The organism is Streptomyces sp. NPDC007905 (genome assembly GCF_042959345.1).
Classification (GTDB): Bacteria; Actinomycetota; Actinomycetes; order Streptomycetales; family Streptomycetaceae; genus Streptomyces.
On sequence record NZ_JBIBKS010000012.1, the window covers coordinates 1 to 16042 of the forward strand.

Annotated in this window: 17 protein-coding genes; 8 read left to right on the forward strand and 9 right to left on the reverse strand. The window is 71.2% G+C overall.

What is annotated here, in order from left to right:
- From ACFZDC_RS21685 to ACFZDC_RS21695, 3 genes are all read left to right on the forward strand, one after another.
- Positions 1-391 (forward strand): transposase (locus tag ACFZDC_RS21685; protein ID WP_391326103.1); only part of this gene is annotated, 391 nt, incomplete at its 5' end.
- 355 nt (positions 392-746) lie between these two features.
- The gene (gene pknB, locus ACFZDC_RS21690; protein ID WP_391326105.1) at positions 747-2675 is read left to right on the forward strand and encodes a Stk1 family PASTA domain-containing Ser/Thr kinase; all 1929 of its coding nucleotides are present in this window, start codon (positions 747-749) and stop codon (positions 2673-2675) included.
- Positions 2676-2733: 58 nt separating this feature from the next.
- Positions 2734-3633, forward strand: coding sequence for a deoxyribonuclease IV (locus ACFZDC_RS21695; RefSeq protein ID WP_391326107.1), 900 nt, complete (start codon positions 2734-2736; stop codon positions 3631-3633).
- A 21-nt stretch (positions 3634-3654) separates the two neighbouring features.
- On the opposite strand, the gene ACFZDC_RS21700 is transcribed toward ACFZDC_RS21695, so the two are convergent.
- On the reverse strand, positions 3655-4287 hold the full coding sequence (locus ACFZDC_RS21700; RefSeq protein WP_391326108.1) for a molybdopterin-dependent oxidoreductase: 633 nt from the start codon (positions 4285-4287) through the stop codon (positions 3655-3657).
- Positions 4288-4464: 177 nt separating this feature from the next.
- Between ACFZDC_RS21700 and bfr the strand changes: the two genes are divergently transcribed.
- Complete coding sequence (gene bfr / locus ACFZDC_RS21705; RefSeq protein ID WP_391326110.1) at positions 4465-4944, forward strand: bacterioferritin; 480 nt, start codon at positions 4465-4467, stop codon at positions 4942-4944.
- Here the strand turns inward: bfr and ACFZDC_RS21710 are convergent.
- Both ACFZDC_RS21710 and ACFZDC_RS21715 read right to left on the reverse strand, forming a co-directional pair.
- Complete coding sequence (locus ACFZDC_RS21710; protein WP_391326111.1) at positions 4941-5201, reverse strand: (2Fe-2S)-binding protein; 261 nt, start codon at positions 5199-5201, stop codon at positions 4941-4943. The genes bfr and ACFZDC_RS21710 overlap by 4 nt on opposite strands.
- Before the next feature lie 139 nt (positions 5202-5340).
- On the reverse strand, positions 5341-6693 hold the full coding sequence (locus ACFZDC_RS21715; RefSeq protein WP_391326113.1) for a class II 3-deoxy-7-phosphoheptulonate synthase: 1353 nt from the start codon (positions 6691-6693) through the stop codon (positions 5341-5343).
- A gap of 105 nt (positions 6694-6798) precedes the next feature.
- Here ACFZDC_RS21715 and ACFZDC_RS21720 point away from each other — a divergent pair, with 105 nt between their 5' ends.
- Together ACFZDC_RS21720 and ACFZDC_RS21725 are read left to right on the forward strand one after the other, a co-directional pair.
- Entirely contained in the window at positions 6799-6867 is a 69-nt protein-coding gene (locus ACFZDC_RS21720; RefSeq protein ID WP_391326534.1) for a trp operon leader peptide, read from the forward strand.
- Positions 6868-6957: 90 nt separating this feature from the next.
- A complete protein-coding gene (locus ACFZDC_RS21725) occupies positions 6958-8820 on the forward strand; it encodes a chorismate-binding protein (protein ID WP_391326115.1) in 1863 nt (620 codons plus the stop codon).
- A 55-nt stretch (positions 8821-8875) separates the two neighbouring features.
- Here the strand turns inward: ACFZDC_RS21725 and ACFZDC_RS21730 are convergent, their stop codons facing one another.
- The 4 genes from ACFZDC_RS21730 to ACFZDC_RS21745 all read right to left on the reverse strand — a co-directional run bounded on the left by ACFZDC_RS21730 (position 8876) and on the right by ACFZDC_RS21745 (position 12688).
- A complete protein-coding gene (locus tag ACFZDC_RS21730; protein WP_391326117.1) occupies positions 8876-9904 on the reverse strand; it encodes an ATP-dependent 6-phosphofructokinase in 1029 nt (342 codons plus the stop codon).
- Positions 9905-10027: 123 nt separating this feature from the next.
- The gene (locus ACFZDC_RS21735; protein ID WP_391326119.1) at positions 10028-10705 is read right to left on the reverse strand and encodes a response regulator; all 678 of its coding nucleotides are present in this window, start codon (positions 10703-10705) and stop codon (positions 10028-10030) included.
- Complete coding sequence (gene macS / locus ACFZDC_RS21740) at positions 10702-11925, reverse strand: MacS family sensor histidine kinase (protein WP_391326121.1); 1224 nt, start codon at positions 11923-11925, stop codon at positions 10702-10704. Before macS ends, ACFZDC_RS21735 begins: the two co-directional genes overlap by 4 nt.
- 31 nt (positions 11926-11956) lie before the next feature.
- On the reverse strand, positions 11957-12688 hold the full coding sequence (locus tag ACFZDC_RS21745; protein WP_391326536.1) for a 1-acyl-sn-glycerol-3-phosphate acyltransferase: 732 nt from the start codon (positions 12686-12688) through the stop codon (positions 11957-11959).
- Between the two features lie 162 nt (positions 12689-12850).
- Here ACFZDC_RS21745 and ACFZDC_RS21750 point away from each other — a divergent pair, with 162 nt between their 5' ends.
- Together ACFZDC_RS21750 and ACFZDC_RS21755 are read left to right on the forward strand one after the other, a co-directional pair.
- Complete coding sequence (locus ACFZDC_RS21750) at positions 12851-13630, forward strand: alpha/beta fold hydrolase (protein WP_391326122.1); 780 nt, start codon at positions 12851-12853, stop codon at positions 13628-13630.
- Entirely contained in the window at positions 13623-14186 is a 564-nt protein-coding gene (locus ACFZDC_RS21755; protein ID WP_391326124.1) for a hypothetical protein, read from the forward strand. The genes ACFZDC_RS21750 and ACFZDC_RS21755 overlap by 8 nt, the downstream gene beginning before the upstream one ends.
- A gap of 8 nt (positions 14187-14194) precedes the next feature.
- Here the strand turns inward: ACFZDC_RS21755 and ACFZDC_RS21760 are convergent, their stop codons facing one another.
- Positions 14195-14947 carry an endonuclease/exonuclease/phosphatase family protein gene (locus ACFZDC_RS21760; RefSeq protein ID WP_391326126.1) on the reverse strand — a complete coding sequence of 251 codons (753 nt, stop codon included), beginning with the start codon at positions 14945-14947 and terminating at the stop codon, positions 14195-14197.
- 129 nt (positions 14948-15076) lie between these two features.
- Entirely contained in the window at positions 15077-16030 is a 954-nt protein-coding gene (locus ACFZDC_RS21765; RefSeq protein ID WP_391326128.1) for an ROK family glucokinase, read from the reverse strand.
- Positions 16031-16042 lie beyond the last annotated feature (12 nt).

The following is a 16042-nucleotide window of genomic DNA, read 5'->3' on the forward strand; positions in this document are numbered from 1 at the left end:
CGGCGAACGGGAGGTGCTCGCCGCGATGCTGGAAGTGGATGCCGGGCTGGTCCGTGAACGGCTGGGGCTGTTGTTGATCACCGACAAGGGGTTCGCGTCCAAGCCGTTCGAGCGGTCACTGTCCGAACAGGGCATTACGCTGCTGCGGCCCTCCCGGAAACGAGAGGTGCTGCGGCCGGGCGAGCCGATGCTGAAGAAGGTCCGCCAGCTCATCGAGTCGGTCAACGACACCCTCAAGGGCCAGCTCGACCTGGAACAACACGGCGGACGCACTATCGAAGGCGTCTCTGTGCGCGTCGCCCAGCGCATGCTCGCGCTGGCCGCCGCGATCTGGCACAACTTCCAGACCGGGCAGGCGGTCAGCCGATCACTGACCGCCTATGACCACTGACCGTATTCGGAAAGACTCGTCTAGGGTCCGTCCGGCGGATCCGGCCGGCTCCGGGCGACGGCGTCTTGTCGGTACGGGTGAGCGGGGCACGGTGCGTCCAGCCGCAGGGCGGAGGAGGGCGCCGATGCGATGGTGGACCCCCGGCGCGAGCGCAGCCGAGCGCGGGAGGATCGGGAGCCGACGACAACGCCGCAGACAGGCGTGCCATGCCCCGCGATTTCCGGCATGATCCGCCGGACAAGCCCTGGTCGCGCGCCGGTCACGGCGGCGGCGCAAGAGTCACAGCTCTGCTGCATTCGTCACCGGAACGGCCGAGTGGGCGGGAGTGTCGGTCTCCCCTCGTACACTCGCCTGCGTGGATACGACCCTTCAGGACCCTCTCGTCGGGCAGGTGCTCGACGGCCGGTATCGCGTCGACGCGCGGATCGCGGTCGGTGGGATGGCCACGGTCTACCGGGCCGTGGACACCCGCCTGGACCGGGTCCTCGCGCTCAAGGTGATGCACCCGACGCTGGCGGCCGACGGGTCGTTCGTGGAGCGGTTCATCCGGGAGGCCAAGTCGGTCGCCCGGCTCGCCCACCCCAACGTGGTGCAGGTCTTCGACCAGGGCACCGACGGGTCGTACGTGTACCTGGCGATGGAGTACGTCGCGGGGTGCACCCTGCGGGACGTGCTGCGCGAGCGGGGCGCGCTGCAGCCGCGGGCCGCGCTGGACATCCTGGAGCCCGTGCTGGCCGCGCTCGGCGCCGCCCACCGGGCCGGGTTCGTGCACCGGGACATGAAGCCCGAGAACGTGCTGATAGGCGACGACGGCCGGGTCAAGGTCGCCGACTTCGGGCTGGTGCGGTCCGTGGACACCGTGACCAGCACGACGGGTGCCGTGCTCGGGACCGTGTCGTATCTCGCGCCCGAACAGATCGAGCAGGGCAGCGCCGACCCGCGCGTCGACGTGTACGCGTGCGGTGTCGTCCTGTACGAGATGCTGACCGGCGGCAGGCCGCACGCCGGGGACTCCCCCGCGCAGGTGCTCTACAAGCACATCCACGAGGACGTGCCGCCGCCCTCGGCGCTCGTACCGGGGCTGCCGTACGAGCTGGACGAGCTGGTCGCCTCGGCCACCGCGCGCACCCCGGACGTGCGGCCGCACGACGCGGCGGCGCTGCTCGGGCAGGTGCTGCAGGCGCGTGCCGGTCTCAGCGCCGAGCAGCTGGACGCCGTACCGCCGCAGGCGCTGTCCGCGGAGCACGACAACGCCCAGGACCGCACGAGCGTGATCCCCCGCTCGCTGACCGTACCCCGGCCGCTGCCCGTCAACGAGGAGGACGAGGCCGCGGCGGCCGTCCGGCACACCAGCCGGCTGGAGAGCGCGCCCCTGCCGCCCCGGCGGCGGCCGGCGCGGCCCCGGCGCGGACTCGTCACCCTGATCGCCGTCGTCCTGGTGGTCCTCGGCGTGGGGGCCGGGGTCTGGTACATCAACTCCGGACAGTTCACCAAGGTCCCGCCGCTGCTGGCCAAGACCGAGACGCAGGCGCGGGCGCGGCTGAAGGCGTCCGGCCTCGACGTCAAGCAGGTCAGGCGGGAGTACAACGACACGGTGAAGAGCGGCACGGTCATCAGCACCGACCCGGCGGCCGGGGCCCGCATCCGCAGCAACGACTCCGTGACGCTCGTGATCTCCCGGGGCCCCGAGGTCGTGAAGGTGCCGGACCTGCAGGGCGTCCCGCTGGGCACGGCGCAGTCGCGGCTGAGGGCGGCCGGGCTCGAGCCGGGCATGGTCAACCGGGCGTTCAGCGATGGCGTCGCCAGGGGCGCGGTGATCAGCACCGACCCGGAGGCAGGCATCAAGCGGCACGCCGGCTCGGCGATCGCGCTCCTGGTCAGCAAGGGCAGTCCGATCGACGTGCCGGACGTCACCGGGGAGGACCTGGACAGCGCCAGGCAGGACCTGGAGGGGGCGGGCCTGAAGGTGACCGTCTCCACGCAGCAGGTCAACTCCGAGTACGACAAGGGTCAGGTGGCCCGGCAGACCCCCGCGGCCGGCAACCGGGCCGCCGAGGGCGACACGGTGACGCTGACGCTGTCCAAGGGCCCGGAGATGATCGAGGTGCCGGACGTGGTCGGCTCGAGCGTCGCCGACGCGAGGAAGCAGCTGGAGGCCGCCGGCTTCCAGGTCGATGAGGACCGTGGGCTGCTCGGGATCTTCGGCGACACCGTGCGGAAGCAGTCCGTGGACGCCGGCGAGAGGGCACCCAAGGGGTCGACGATCACCATCACCATCCGGTGACGAAGTGTCCTCGCGGACCGGTGACGGGTACCCCCGCCGGGCATGACACCCTGACCGGGTGACACGTCAGCACTCCCGCTCCGCCTCCCTGCCCGCCGGTCCCGCCCGCAACCCCGTCGGCGGTCACGTCCCCGTGGCCGGCGGTCTGCACACGGTGGGGCTGTCGTACGCCCGTGATCTGCAGGCCGAGACCGTGCAGGTCTTCGTCGCCAACCCGCGCGGGTGGGCCACGCCGGCCGGGAACCCGCGGCAGGACGAGGCGTTCCGCGAGGCGTGCGCCGCGGAGTCGATCCCGGCGTATGTGCACGCCCCCTACCTGATCAACTTCGGCTCGCACACCGAGGCCACCGTGGAACGGTCGGTGGACTCGCTCAGGCACTCGCTGCGGCGCGGACGTGAGATCGGCGCGCTCGGTGTCGTCGTGCACACCGGCAGCGCGACCGGCGGGCGGGCGCGGGAGGTGGCGCTGAAGCAGGTGCGCGCACACTTGCTGCCGCTGCTGGACGAGCTGACCCACGACGACGACCCGTTCCTGCTGCTGGAGTCGACCGCCGGGCAGGGCGCCTCCCTGTGCGCGCGCACCTGGGACTTCGGACCGTACTTCGAGGCACTGGACGCCCATCCGAAGCTGGGTGTCTGCCTGGACACGTGCCACATCTTCGCCGCCGGGCACGACCTGACCGGCCCGAGCGGCATGCACCAGACCCTCGATCTGCTGGTGGACACCGTCGGCGAGGGCCGGCTGAAGCTGATCCACGCCAACGACTCCAAGGACGTCGTGGGCGCGCACAAGGACCGGCACGAGAACATCGGCGCAGGTCACATCGGCGAGGACCCTTTCCGCGCCCTGATGAGCCACCCCGCGACGGCGGGTGTACCGCTCGTCATCGAGACGCCGGGCGGCAAGGAGGGACACGCGGCGGACGTGGAGCGGCTGAAGAAGCTGCGGGACGGCTGAGCCGCCGGCCGTGAGCGGGAGTCAGAGCTCGGGGCCGTCCCCGGGCTCCTCCTGGTAGGAGTAACGCTGCTCCTTCCAGGGGTCGCCGATGTTGTGGTAGCCGCGCTCCTCCCAGAAGCCCCGGCGATCGGCGGTCATGTACTCCACGCCCCGCACCCACTTGGGGCCCTTCCAGGCATACAGGTGGGGGACGACCAGGCGGACCGGGAAGCCGTGCTCGGCGGTGAGGAGTTCGCCGTCCTTGTGGGTGGCGAAGATCGTGCGGTCGGAGGCGAAGTCCGACAGCCGCAGGTTCGAGCTGAATCCGTACTCCGCCCACACCATCACATGGGTGACGTCCGGCGACGGCGGGGCCAGGTCCAGGATCGTGCGGGCCGGGATGCCGCCCCACTCCGCGCCGGTCATGCTGAACTTCGTCACGCAGTGCAGATCGGCCACCACGGTGGTGTACGGCAGGGCCGTGAAGTCCTCGTGGTTCCAGGTGTGCTTGTCACCGCCGGCGGTCGCGCCGAAGACCCGGAACTCCCAGCGCTCGGGCCGGAACTTCGGTACGGGCCCGTAGTGCGTGAGCGGCCAGCCACGCTGGAGTCGCTGCCCCGGCGGAAGCTCGGACCCTGCCGCTGTCCCAGATTCGCGCTCCGCCGGATGACCCATGTCTCCATCCTGACAGACCTCGGGCAGTGCCCTTGACCACCCATTCGCGAATCGGACAAATATCATCAAGTCAGCGTGTACTTACTAAGTACGCACTTACTGGAACATCTCCGCCCCCGGTGCAATCATGCCGCCGCACGCCCCACCCGTCCCCTCCGTGTGGAAGGAGCCTCTGCGATGCAGGGCGACCCCGAGGTCATCGAGTTTCTCAACGAACAGCTCACCGGCGAGCTGACCGCGATCAACCAGTACTTCCTGCACGCGAAGATGCAGGAGAACTTCGGCTGGACGAAGCTCGCCAAGTACACGCGGCACGAGTCGTTCGACGAGATGAAGCACGCCGAGGTGCTCACCGACCGGATCCTGTTCCTGGAGGGGCTGCCCAATTACCAGCGGCTGTTCCATGTGCGGGTGGGGCAGACCGTCAGGGAGATGTTCGAGGCGGACCGGCAGATCGAGGTGGAGGCGATCGACCGGCTCAGGCGGGGCGTCAAGGTGATGCGCGAGAAGGGCGACATCACGTCCGCGAACATCTTCGAGGCCATCCTCGCCGACGAGGAGCACCACATCGACTACCTCGACACCCAGCTGGAGCTGGTGGACAAGCTCGGCGAGGCGCTCTACATCGCCCAGCTGATCGAGCAGCCGGACAGCTAGGCGGCTTCCGCGATCCCCGGCGTCCGGGGGGTTTCCGACGTGCGCGGGATCTCCGACAGGACCGACCTGCCCTGGTCGGCCGGTTCGCGGCTCGGGCAGGCACCGCGGCCGAGGATGGCCTGGATGCGACGGACGCACGAGCCGCAGTCCGTGCCCGCCTTGCAGGCGGAGGCCACCTGGCGGGGGGTGCAGGCACCGTTGTCCGCGTGCTGCCGGACCTGCGCCTCGGTGATGCCGAAGCAGCTGCAGACGTACACGCCGTTCACCTCCCGACGGGAATCGCTCTCTTACTGCCATCCCGTTTTTCCCGGTGAGGCAAACCTAACCTTACCCACCCTGCGGGAGCCGCGACAGTGGGAGGGGCGCGGATCCGGTGTGATCCGCGCCCCAGATCGGTCACTGGTCCCGGTACATCTCCGCGACGAGGAACGCCAGGTCCAGGGACTGGCTGCGGTTCAGACGGGGGTCACAGGCCGTCTCGTACCGCTGGTGCAGATCGTCGACGAAGATCTCGTCACCGCCGCCCACGCACTCGGTGACGTCGTCACCGGTCAGCTCGACGTGGATGCCGCCCGGGTGGGTGCCGAGGGCCTTGTGGACCTCGAAGAAGCCCTTGACCTCGTCCAGCACGTCGTCGAAACGACGCGTCTTGTGCCCGGAGGCCGCCTCAAAGGTGTTGCCGTGCATCGGGTCCGTCACCCAGGCCACCGTCGCCCCGGATGCGATGACCTTCTCGACCAGCTCCGGAAGCCTGTCCCGGATCTTGTCGGCGCCCATGCGCACGATGAAGGTCAACCGGCCCGGCTCGCGGTCCGGGTCGAGGCGGTCGATGTAGGTGAGAGCCTCCTCGGCCGTCGTGCTCGGGCCGAGCTTGATGCCGATCGGGTTGCGGATCTTCGAGGCGAACTCGATGTGCGCGCCGTCCAGCTGGCGGGTGCGCTCACCGATCCACACCATGTGCGCCGAGACGTCGTAGAGCCGGCCGGTCCGCGAGTCGACCCTGGTCAGCGCCGACTCGTAGTCGAGCAGCAGCGCCTCGTGCGAGGAGTAGAACTCGACCGTCTTGAACTCCTCCGGGTCGGCCCCGCAGGCGTGCATGAAGTTCAGCGCGTTGTCGATCTCGCGGGCGAGCTGCTCGTAGCGCTGGCCGGACGGGGACGACTTCACGAAGTCCTGGTTCCAGGCGTGCACCTGGCGCAGGTCGGCGTAGCCGCCGGTGGTGAAGGCGCGCACCAGGTTCAGCGTGGAGGCGGACGCGTGGTACATCCGCTTGAGCCGCTCGGGATCCGGGATCCGGCTGGCCTCGGTGAAGTCGAAGCCGTTGACGGAGTCGCCCCGGTAGACGGGCAGGGTGACGCCGTCGCGGGTCTCGGTCGGCTTGGAGCGCGGCTTGGAGTACTGGCCGGCGATCCGGCCCACCTTGACCACGGGCACCGAGGCCGCGTAGGTCAGCACGGCGCCCATCTGGAGCAGCGTCTTGAGCTTGTTGCGGATCTGGTCGGCGGACACCCCGTCGAATGCCTCGGCGCAGTCGCCACCCTGGAGGAGGAACGCCTCTCCCTTGGCGACGGCCGCCATCCGGGCGCGCAGCTGGTCGCACTCGCCCGCGAAGACGAGCGGCGGATACGACTCGAGGTCCGCGATCGCTGCGCGCAGAGCCTCGGCGTCGGGGTACTCGGGCTGCTGCGCCGCGGGCAGGTCTCGCCAGGTGTTGCCAGCGCTCGGGCTGGTCTTAGCGTTCACGGTCACCTCGTAAACATTACGGGGTCGTGTCGCCATATTTTCCTCCGGCTCGACTGGTGAGACGGAGTGCTCGCCTCATGGACACCACGGCCGTGCGGTAGGATTTCCCGCATGTTCGCGCCTTCGATCCAGAGCTGCTCTCAGAACTGGTGGTGGACCGCTCATCCGGCGGCCCACTGACTGCGCGTACACAAGACTGCGCGAAGGCCGCCCGAGGGGCGGCCTTCGGTGTTTTCCGGGGTCGTTCCTCTCCACTGAGAAGGATGACCCGTGAATCTCCAGGACCTCTTGCACGACCCCCGCCCCTTCGCCCTGCTCCGCCGCCGCACGCCGGGCCGCGACGAGCACACGGTGGAGGTGCTGCTCGGCCCGGTCACCTCGTGTGAGCGCCTCGCCGACCTGCCCGGCGAGGGCCTCGCGCTCGTCCCGTTCCGGCAGATCCGCGAGCGCGGCTTCGACGTCCGCGACGACGGCACCCCGCTGCTGGTGCTGACGCCCGAGGAGTCGTACGAGATCCCACTGGACGAGGCCCTGCGGTCACTGCCCGGGCACGAGGTGCGGGTCGAGGGCGGCCGCTTCGACGTCGGTGACGAGGAGTACGGCGAGATCGTCGGGCGGGTGCTGCGCGAGGAGATCGGCCGGGGCGAGGGCGCCAACTTCGTGATCCGGCGGACGTACGAGGGCGCGATCCCGGGCTTCGGCCGGGCCGACGCGCTGGCGCTCTTCCGGCGGCTGCTGGAGGGCGAGCGCGGCGCGTACTGGACGTTCGTGATGCACACCGGGGACCGGACGCTGGTGGGCGCCAGTCCGGAGGTGCACGTCCGGATGTCCGGCGGGACCGTCGTCATGAACCCGATCAGCGGGACGTACCGCTATCCCGCCCAGGGGCCGACCCCCGAGCATCTGCTGGACTTCCTCGCCGACGGCAAGGAGGTCGAGGAGCTGTCCATGGTCGTCGACGAGGAACTGAAGATGATGTGCACCGTCGGCGACATGGGCGGGGTGGTCGTCGGCCCGCGTCTGAAGGAGATGGCGCACCTCGCGCACACCGAGTACGAGCTGCGCGGGAAGTCCTCCCTGGATGTGCGGGAGGTCCTCAGGGAGACCATGTTCGCGGCGACGGTCACCGGGTCGCCGGTGCAGAACGCGTGCCGGGTGATCGAGCGCCATGAGGTCGGGGGCCGCGGGTACTACGCCGGTGCGCTGGCGCTGCTGGGGCGGGACTGCGGGGGTGCGCCGACCCTCGACTCCCCCATCCTGATCCGTACCGCCGACATCTCCGCGGGCGGCAGGCTGCGCGTCCCGGTCGGCGCGACGCTCGTGCGCGGCTCGGACCCGGCGGCCGAGGTGGCGGAGACCCACGCGAAGGCGGCGGGCGTGCTGGCGGCCCTCGGGGTGCGGCCGTCCCGGCCACGCGAGGAGCGGGAGCGGCCCCGGCTGGCCGACGACCCCCGGGTGCGGGCCGCGCTGGACGGGCGCCGCTCGTCGCTGGCGCCGTTCTGGCTGCGGATGCAGGAGCGGTCCGCGGCCCTCGACGGTCACGCGCTCGTCGTCGACGGTGAGGACACCTTCACGGCGATGCTGGCGCACGTGCTGCGCTCGGGCGGCCTGGAGGTGACCGTCCGGCGGTACGACGAGCCGGGGCTGCGGGAGGCCGTGCTCGCGCACGAGGGGCCTGTCGTGCTCGGCCCCGGCCCCGGTGACCCGTCCGACGCGGCCGACCCGAAGATGCGGATCCTGCGGGCGCTCGCCGCCACGCTGGTCCGGGAGCACTCCCACGGTGTGCTCGGGGTCTGCCTCGGCCACGAGCTGATCGCGGCCGAGCTGGGGCTGGAGATCGTACGGAAGGAAGTTCCGTACCAGGGGGCGCAGACCACGATCGACCTGTTCGGGCGGCCGGAGACCGTCGGGTTCTACAACAGCTTCGTGGCCTGCTGCGACGAGGAGGCTGCCCGGGAGCTGGCCGCGCACGGGGTGGAGGTGAGCCGGGCCGGGAACGGGGAGGTGCATGCCGTACGGGGGCCCGGGTTCGCCGGTGTGCAGTTCCACCCCGAGTCGGTTCTCACCCTGAACGGGGCCTCGGTCGTGCGGGAGCTGATCGGTCGGCTGCGCGGGGCCAGCAGGTCGAGGTGACGGAAGGGGCCTGCGGACCGCGGTCCCAGGCCCCTGCTTCGGCCCCGAGGGGCTGTCAGCCGAAGAACACCCCGACCTCCTCGTACAGCTTCGGATCGACCGTCTTCAGCTTGGCCGTGGCCTCGGAGATCGGGACGCGGACGATGTCGGTGCCGCGCAGGGCGACCATCTTGCCGAAGTCGCCGTCGCGGACGCAGTCGATGGCGTGCAGGCCGAAGCGGGTGGCGAGCCAGCGGTCGAAGGCGCTGGGGGTGCCGCCGCGCTGGATGTGCCCGAGGACGGTGGTGCGGGCCTCCTTGCCGGTGCGCTTCTCGATCTCCTTGGCCAGCCACTCGCCGACCCCGGACAGCCGCACATGCCCGAAGGAGTCCAGCGTCCCGTCCTTGAGGACCATCTCGCCGTCCTTCGGCATGGCGCCCTCGGCGACGACGACGATCGGGGCGTACGAGGCCTTGAAGCGGGAGGTGATCCAGGCGCACACCTGGTCGAGGTCGAAGCGCTGTTCGGGGATGAGGATGACGTTGGCGCCGCCGGCCAGGCCGGAGTGGAGGGCGATCCAGCCGGCATGACGGCCCATCACCTCGCAGACCAGGACCCGCATGTGGGACTCGGCGGTGGTGTGCAGGCGGTCGATGGCCTCGGTGGCGATGCCCACCGCGGTGTCGAAGCCGAAGGTGTAGTCGGTGGCGGACAGGTCGTTGTCGATGGTCTTCGGTACGCCGACGCAGGGCACGCCGTACTCGTCGGACAGCCGCGCGGCGACACCGAGGGTGTCCTCACCGCCGATCGCGACGAGTGCCTCGACCTCCTGCTTGGCCAGGTTGTCCTTGATCCTGCGAATGCCGCCCTCCAGCTTGAGGGGGTTGGTCCGCGAGGAGCCGAGGACGGTGCCGCCGCGGGGCAGGATGCCGCGCACCGCGGGGATGTCGAGGCGGACGGTGTCGCCTTCGAGAGGTCCGCGCCAGCCGTCCCGGAAGCCGACGAAGTCGTATCCGTACTCCTGTACGCCCTTGCGGACGATGGCCCGGATGACGGCGTTGAGTCCGGGGCAGTCGCCGCCTCCGGTCAGTACTCCGACCCGCATGGAAATGTCCCTTCGCCGCGGTTGCCTGACGCTGAGTCACGGTAATGGTGATTCGCGTCACACAGCGAGAGGCGGGAAGGGTGATTCCGGTGAATTACCGGGAGGCCGCTTGACCAGTCGGTTCTACGCGTCGTCGAGTCCGCGCTCTATCGCGTACCGCACCAGCTCCACCCTGTTGTGCAGCTGCAGCTTGCCAAGGGTGTTCTGCACGTGGTTCTGCACCGTGCGGTGGGAGATGACGAGGCGTTCGGCGATCTGCTTGTAGCTCAGGCCCTTGGCCACCAGGCGCAGCACCTCCGTCTCCCGCTCGGTCAGCCGGGGCGCCCCCGGCTCGTCGGCGTCCGGGGCGGGCGCGGGCTCGGAGGCCAGGCGCCGGTACTCGCCCAGGACCAGTCCGGCGAGGCCCGGCGTGAACACCGGGTCGCCGGCGGCGGTACGGCGCACCGCGTCCAGGAGGTCCTCGGTCGAGGCGGACTTCAGCAGATAGCCGGTGGCACCGGACTTCACGGCCTCCAGGACGTCGGCGTGCTCGCCGCTCGCCGAGAGGACGAGGACCCGCAGGGCGGGGTTGTGGGCGACCAGTTCCCTGCACACCTGGACACCGGGCTTGGCGGGCAGGTTCAGGTCCAGAACCAGAACGTCGGGGGCGGCCGCCTTGGCCCGGCGGACCGCCTGTTCGCCGTCCCCGGCGGTGGCGACCACCTCCAAGCCGGACTCGGTCAGATCCCGGGCGACCGCGTCCCGCCACATGGGATGGTCGTCGACCACCATGACCCTGATCGGGTCCTGCTGCCGTGTCATCGCCGCTCCGCCTTCCCCCGCGCCCGTGCGGCGCCCTTCGGTACCTTCAACTCGACTTCCGCGCCCTGCCCGGGGACGGAGATCAGCTCGGCGCCGCCGCCGAGGTCGCGCAGCCGGCCCCGGATCGACTGGGCCACGCCGAGCCGGCCCTCGCCCTCGGCCTGGGCGAGCCGGCCCTCGGGGATGCCGGGGCCGTCGTCCCGGACGGTGACGACGATCTCGTCGGGCTCGTCCTCGACCAGGATCCAGGCCCGGGCGTCCCGGCCGGCGTGCTCGCGCACGTTGTCCAAAGCGGCCCCGACGGCCGCTGCCAGCTCCCGCGCCGCCCTGGGCGGCAGCGGCACCGGGGCGCCCGGTTCGGCGAGGCTGACCCGGGCGCCGGCGAAGGGGGCGAGCAGGGCGCGCAGGTCGACCGGGCCGTCGTCGTCCGGTTCCTCGACGGCACGTACGACGGCTCCGGCGGCCGCGTCCTCCGAGACCCGGGAGAGCGGCAGCAGCCCGCCGGAGACCAGCGTGCGCAGCGCCACCTCCTGCTCCCCCGCCAGGCGCCCCAGGTCGGCCGCCTCGCCGCCGATGACCGCGCCACGCCGCTGCACCATCGCGAGCACCTGGAGCACGCTGTCGTGGATGTCCCGGGCCAGCCGCTCCCGTTCCCTGGTCGCGGCCTCGATCTCCAGGGCGCGGGCGAGGGTGCGTTCGGAGGCGCGGGCGACCTCCACGACGTAGCCGATGGCGATGGAGGCAACCCAGACCAGGATCACGTTGTGCACGGTGTCCCGGGCCGGGCTGCCGCGCTCGACCAGGTTGACGGCGGCCACGGCCGTGGAGGCCACGGCGGCCCAGCGCCAGCCGCCCTTGAGGGCGAAGGCCAGCACCGAGCCGGCGGTCCATATCGACGGCAGGGTCGGGCCGCCGCCCGCGATCCGCTCGTGGTTGTCGGCGAGCGGGGTGAGCAGGATGCCGGTGAGCGCGACGGTCAGGTCGGCGGCGAGGAAGCGCTTGGTGCAGCTCACCGCGTTCGCCACCTTGGGCAGCGTGGCCAGGGTCCACACGACCAGGACCGCGTAGTAGGCGACGGCGACCCAGGGGCGCAGGAAGTGGTCGTACGCGGTGGCGCACAGGCCGATGGCGTACAGCATCGTCAGCACCCGGTAGCCGGCGAGCGCACGCCACAGCGGCAGCTCGACCGACATGCGCATGACGCGCTCGCGCTTGACCATGGCCGCCTCCCCCGATCCCCCCGGCCGCCGGCTAGGCCTCGGCCGTCTTCTCCGCCTCCTTGGCGGCCTTCTCCGCTTCCCTGGCCGCCTTGGCCGCCTCAGCGATCTGCCGCTTGGCGGCGGTCGCGTACATGTCGACGTACTCCTGGCCGGAGAGCTTCATGATCTCGTACATGACCTCGTCGGTCACCGCGCGCAGCACGAACCGGTCGTGCTCCATGCCGAGGTAGCGGCTGAAGTCCAGCGGCTTGCCGATGCGGATGCCCGGACGCATCAGCTTGGGCATCACCTTGCCCGGCGGCTGGATCTTCTCGGTGTCGATCATCGCGACCGGGACGACCGGTGCGCCGGTGGCGAGTGCCACCCGCGCGAGGCCGCCGGGCTTGCCCCGGTACAGACGCCCGTCGGGCGAACGGGTGCCCTCCGGGTAGATGCCGAACAGCTCGCCGCGCTCCAGCACGTCTATGCCGCTCTTGATCGCCGCCTCGCCGGCACCGCGCGCCCCGGAGCGGTCCACCGGCAGCTGTCCGACGCCCTTGAAGAAGGCAGCCGTGAGCCGGCCCTTGACGCCGGGGGTGGTGAAGTACTCGGCCTTCGCGATGAAGGTGACCTTGCGGTCCAGGACCGCGGGCAGGAAGAACGAGTCCGAGAAGGACAGGTGATTGCTCGCCAGGATGGCGGGACCCTCGGCCGGAATGTTCTCCAGGCCCTCCACCCAGGGTCTGAAGGCGACCTTCAGCGGCCCTCCGATGGCGACCTTCATCGTGCCGTACAACACCCGCGTGCCTCCCGTATCCGTCGATCAGACCTTAACCCGGAGTGCCGCCAATGGGACCGACGACCCTGGTCGGTGTCAGTGCGGTCGCGTACGGTGAAGCACATCCGCCAGTTCTTCACGCCTCTCTCAGGAACAGGAGCCCGAAACGTGCCGGTTCTTCCCGGAGCCGAGCCGTACCGCCACGAGGGCGGGGAGGTGGGTGTCCTCCTCTGCCACGGCTTCACCGGCTCGCCCCAGTCGCTGCGCCCGTGGGCGGAGCACCACGCGGCGCACGGACTGACCGTGTCGCTGCCACTGCTGCCCGGGCACGGCACCCGCTGGGAGGACATGCAGGTCACGGGCTGGCAGGACTGGTACGCGGAGGTGGACCGCGAGCTGCGCCTGCTCTCCGAGCGCTGTACCCGGGTGTTCGTCGGGGGGCTGTCGATGGGCGGGGCGCTGGCGCTGCGGCTGGCGGCCGGACACGGCGAGCGGGTCGCCGGGGTGGTCGTGGTCAACCCGGCGAACCGGGTGCACGGCCTGTCGGCATACGTCCTTCCGGTGGCCCGGCACCTCGTGCGGACGACACAGGGCATCGCCAGCGACGTGGCCAGGGGCGGGGCGGCGGAGCTGGGGTACGACAAGGTGCCGCTGCACGCGGCGCACTCCCTGCGGGTGTTCCTGCGCCGGCTGGACGGCGAGCTGCCCCAGGTCACCCAGCCGTTGCTGCTGCTGCGCAGCGCCCAGGACCATGTGGTCCCGGCGGCCGACTCGGCGCGGGTGCTGAGCCGGGTGTCCTCCCTGGACGTAACGGAGATCGTGCTGGAACAGAGTTACCACGTGGCGACGTTGGACCACGATGCGGACCGGATCTTCGAGGAGAGCCTCGCCTTCATGGGCCGGCTCGCACCCAGTGTCGGCAAGGAAGGGACGGCCGCAGTTGGCTGAGCACGACTCCGACCGCGAGGACCGCGAGCCGGACGAGAAGGGGGTGCCCTTCGACGAGGACGCCGTGTGGCGGGCCATCGTCGCGGGGTACGGCGACGAGCCGCCGGACCCGCCGGGGGCGCGGCCCTTCAAGCCGGTCGAGGATCTCGCGCTGCTCGAGAAGGAGCCCCCGAACGAGGGCGCCGACGGCTTTGAGGAGCCGCGGCCCGCCCGGCCGCTGGGCAGCTCGATCTCGTTCGCCCCGGGCGTCGGCCCGCGCGACCACACCGCCCCGGACCCGTCCGAGGACGACTTCGACGAGGACGACGAGGGCCACTTCGTGCCGCCCGAGCCGCCACCGCTGCCGGCCGCCGACGCGGCCGCCAAGTTCGCCTGGCTCGGGGTGGTCGGCGGGCCCCTCCTGCTGCTCCTCGCCGTGGTCCTGGGCTGGGACGTCACGTGGTGGCTGACGACCCTCGGCATCGGCGGGTTCCTCGGGGGCTTCGCCACGCTGGTGATGCGGATGCGCACGGACGACGACGAGGGCGACGACCCCGGGCGCGGGGCGGTCGTCTGAGCGACGCCCTACGCGGCGGGGATTCTGAGGGCGGCAAGGACCGGAAGGTGGTCTGTGGCCGCCCTCAAGTCTGCGTCCGTGATGCCGGGGTGCCCGATCGGCACCCCGCAGCCGAGCACGTCGACGCCCTTGGTCGCGAAGATCGCGTCGATGCGCTGGTGGGGGTCGGCGGGGGTCGAGGTGAACTCGGCGCCCCAGGGGGCGGTGGCCCGGCAGTCCTGGAGACCGGCGGCGAGCCTGCGGAAGGTGCGGCCGTCCGGGCGTTCGTTGAGGTCGCCGCCCGCGACGGCGTGCTCCACACCCAGGCCGGCGAGCCGGTCGAGCAGCATGCCGGCCTGCTCGTAACGCTCGTCCTTCTGCAGGCTCAGATGGCAACTGAGCACGCCCAGGCGGGCGCCGCCGAACCGGACGACGGCCGTGGCGAAGCCGCGGCGGTGCAGGCCCGGGGTGAGCGGGAGGAGCACGTCCTCGGTTCGCTCGACGGTGGCCCGGAGCGAGCAGAGGATCGCGGGGCCCGCGGCGGTGGCTCCGCCGGTGAGGATCACCTGGCCGGCGGCTGCCGCGAGCCGGGCCAGCTTCTTGCGCCAGCGGAGGAAGCGGGGGGCTTCCTGGACGAGGACCAGGTCGGGGGCGCAGGCGGTGATCACCCTGGCCAGGGCGTCCGTGTCGTCGCGCATCGAGCGGATGTTGTAGCTCAGGACGCGGATGAGGGCTGAACCGTCGGGCTCTGTACAGGAGTTGGGGAGCAGCGGGGTTGCCATGCCGTCAATGTACGCCGCGAGGCAGTGGCGGGCGCCTCATGGCCAGGGGCGCGAGACCCGTGTGCGACCGCCGGTGGTTCATGGCTTGTCGCGCAGTTCCCCGCGCCCCCCTTGTGCCGAGCACGTTTCTTACATGATCGGGTCGGGCTCGCGGGCCAGGTCGGCCGCCCCCACCAGGCCCGCCTCGTTGCCGAGCTGGGCTGCGATCACGTCCGCGACCGGGCGCCAGTTTCCGCCGACCAGCCAGCGCTTGTACGACTTGCGGATCGGGTCGAGGACCAGCTCGCCCTCGTCCGAGAGGCCCCCGCCGACGATGAAGGCCGAGGGGTCGAAGAGGGACGCCAGGTCGGCGAGGCCGGCGCCGGCCCAGCGGGCCAGCTCCCGGTAGGAGTCGACGGCGACCGGGCAGCCCTGGCGGGCGGCCATGGAGATGTGCTTGCCCTCGATGCCCTCCGGGGTGCCGTCGCCCAGGTCGAGCAGGATCGCGGCGTGCTCGGGGGTGGCGTTGGCGCGCTGCTTGGCGTAGCGGACCAGGGCGCGGCCGGAGGCGTACTGCTCCCAGCAGCCCTGCGAGCCGCAGCCGCACAGCAGGCCGTCCGGGACCATCCGGATGTGGCCGAACTCGGCGGCCACGCCGAAGTGGCCGCGGCGCAGCTTGTTGCCGATGATGATGCCGCCGCCGAGGCCGGTGCCGAGCGTGATGCAGATGACGTTGCGGTGGCCCTTGCCGGCGCCGAACTTGTACTCGCCCCAGGCGGCGGCGTTGGCGTCGTTCTCGACCACGACCGGCAGGCCCACGCGGGCCTCGACCTTCTCCTTCAGCGGCTCCTGGCGCCAGTCGATGTTGGGCGCGAAGTACACCGTGGAGCGCTGCCGGTTCACGTAGCCGGCCGCACCGATACCCACGCCGACGATCTCGTGCCCCGCACGCGCCCCCTCCACCGCCGAGGCGATGGCGTCCACGATGGCCTCGGGCGTGGTGGGGGTCGGCACCTTGAAGGTCGAGAGGATGTTGCCGTCCTCGTCGACCACGCCGGCCGCGATCTTGGTGCCGCCGATGTCGACGCCGATGGTGAGTCCCATGAATCCCTCAGT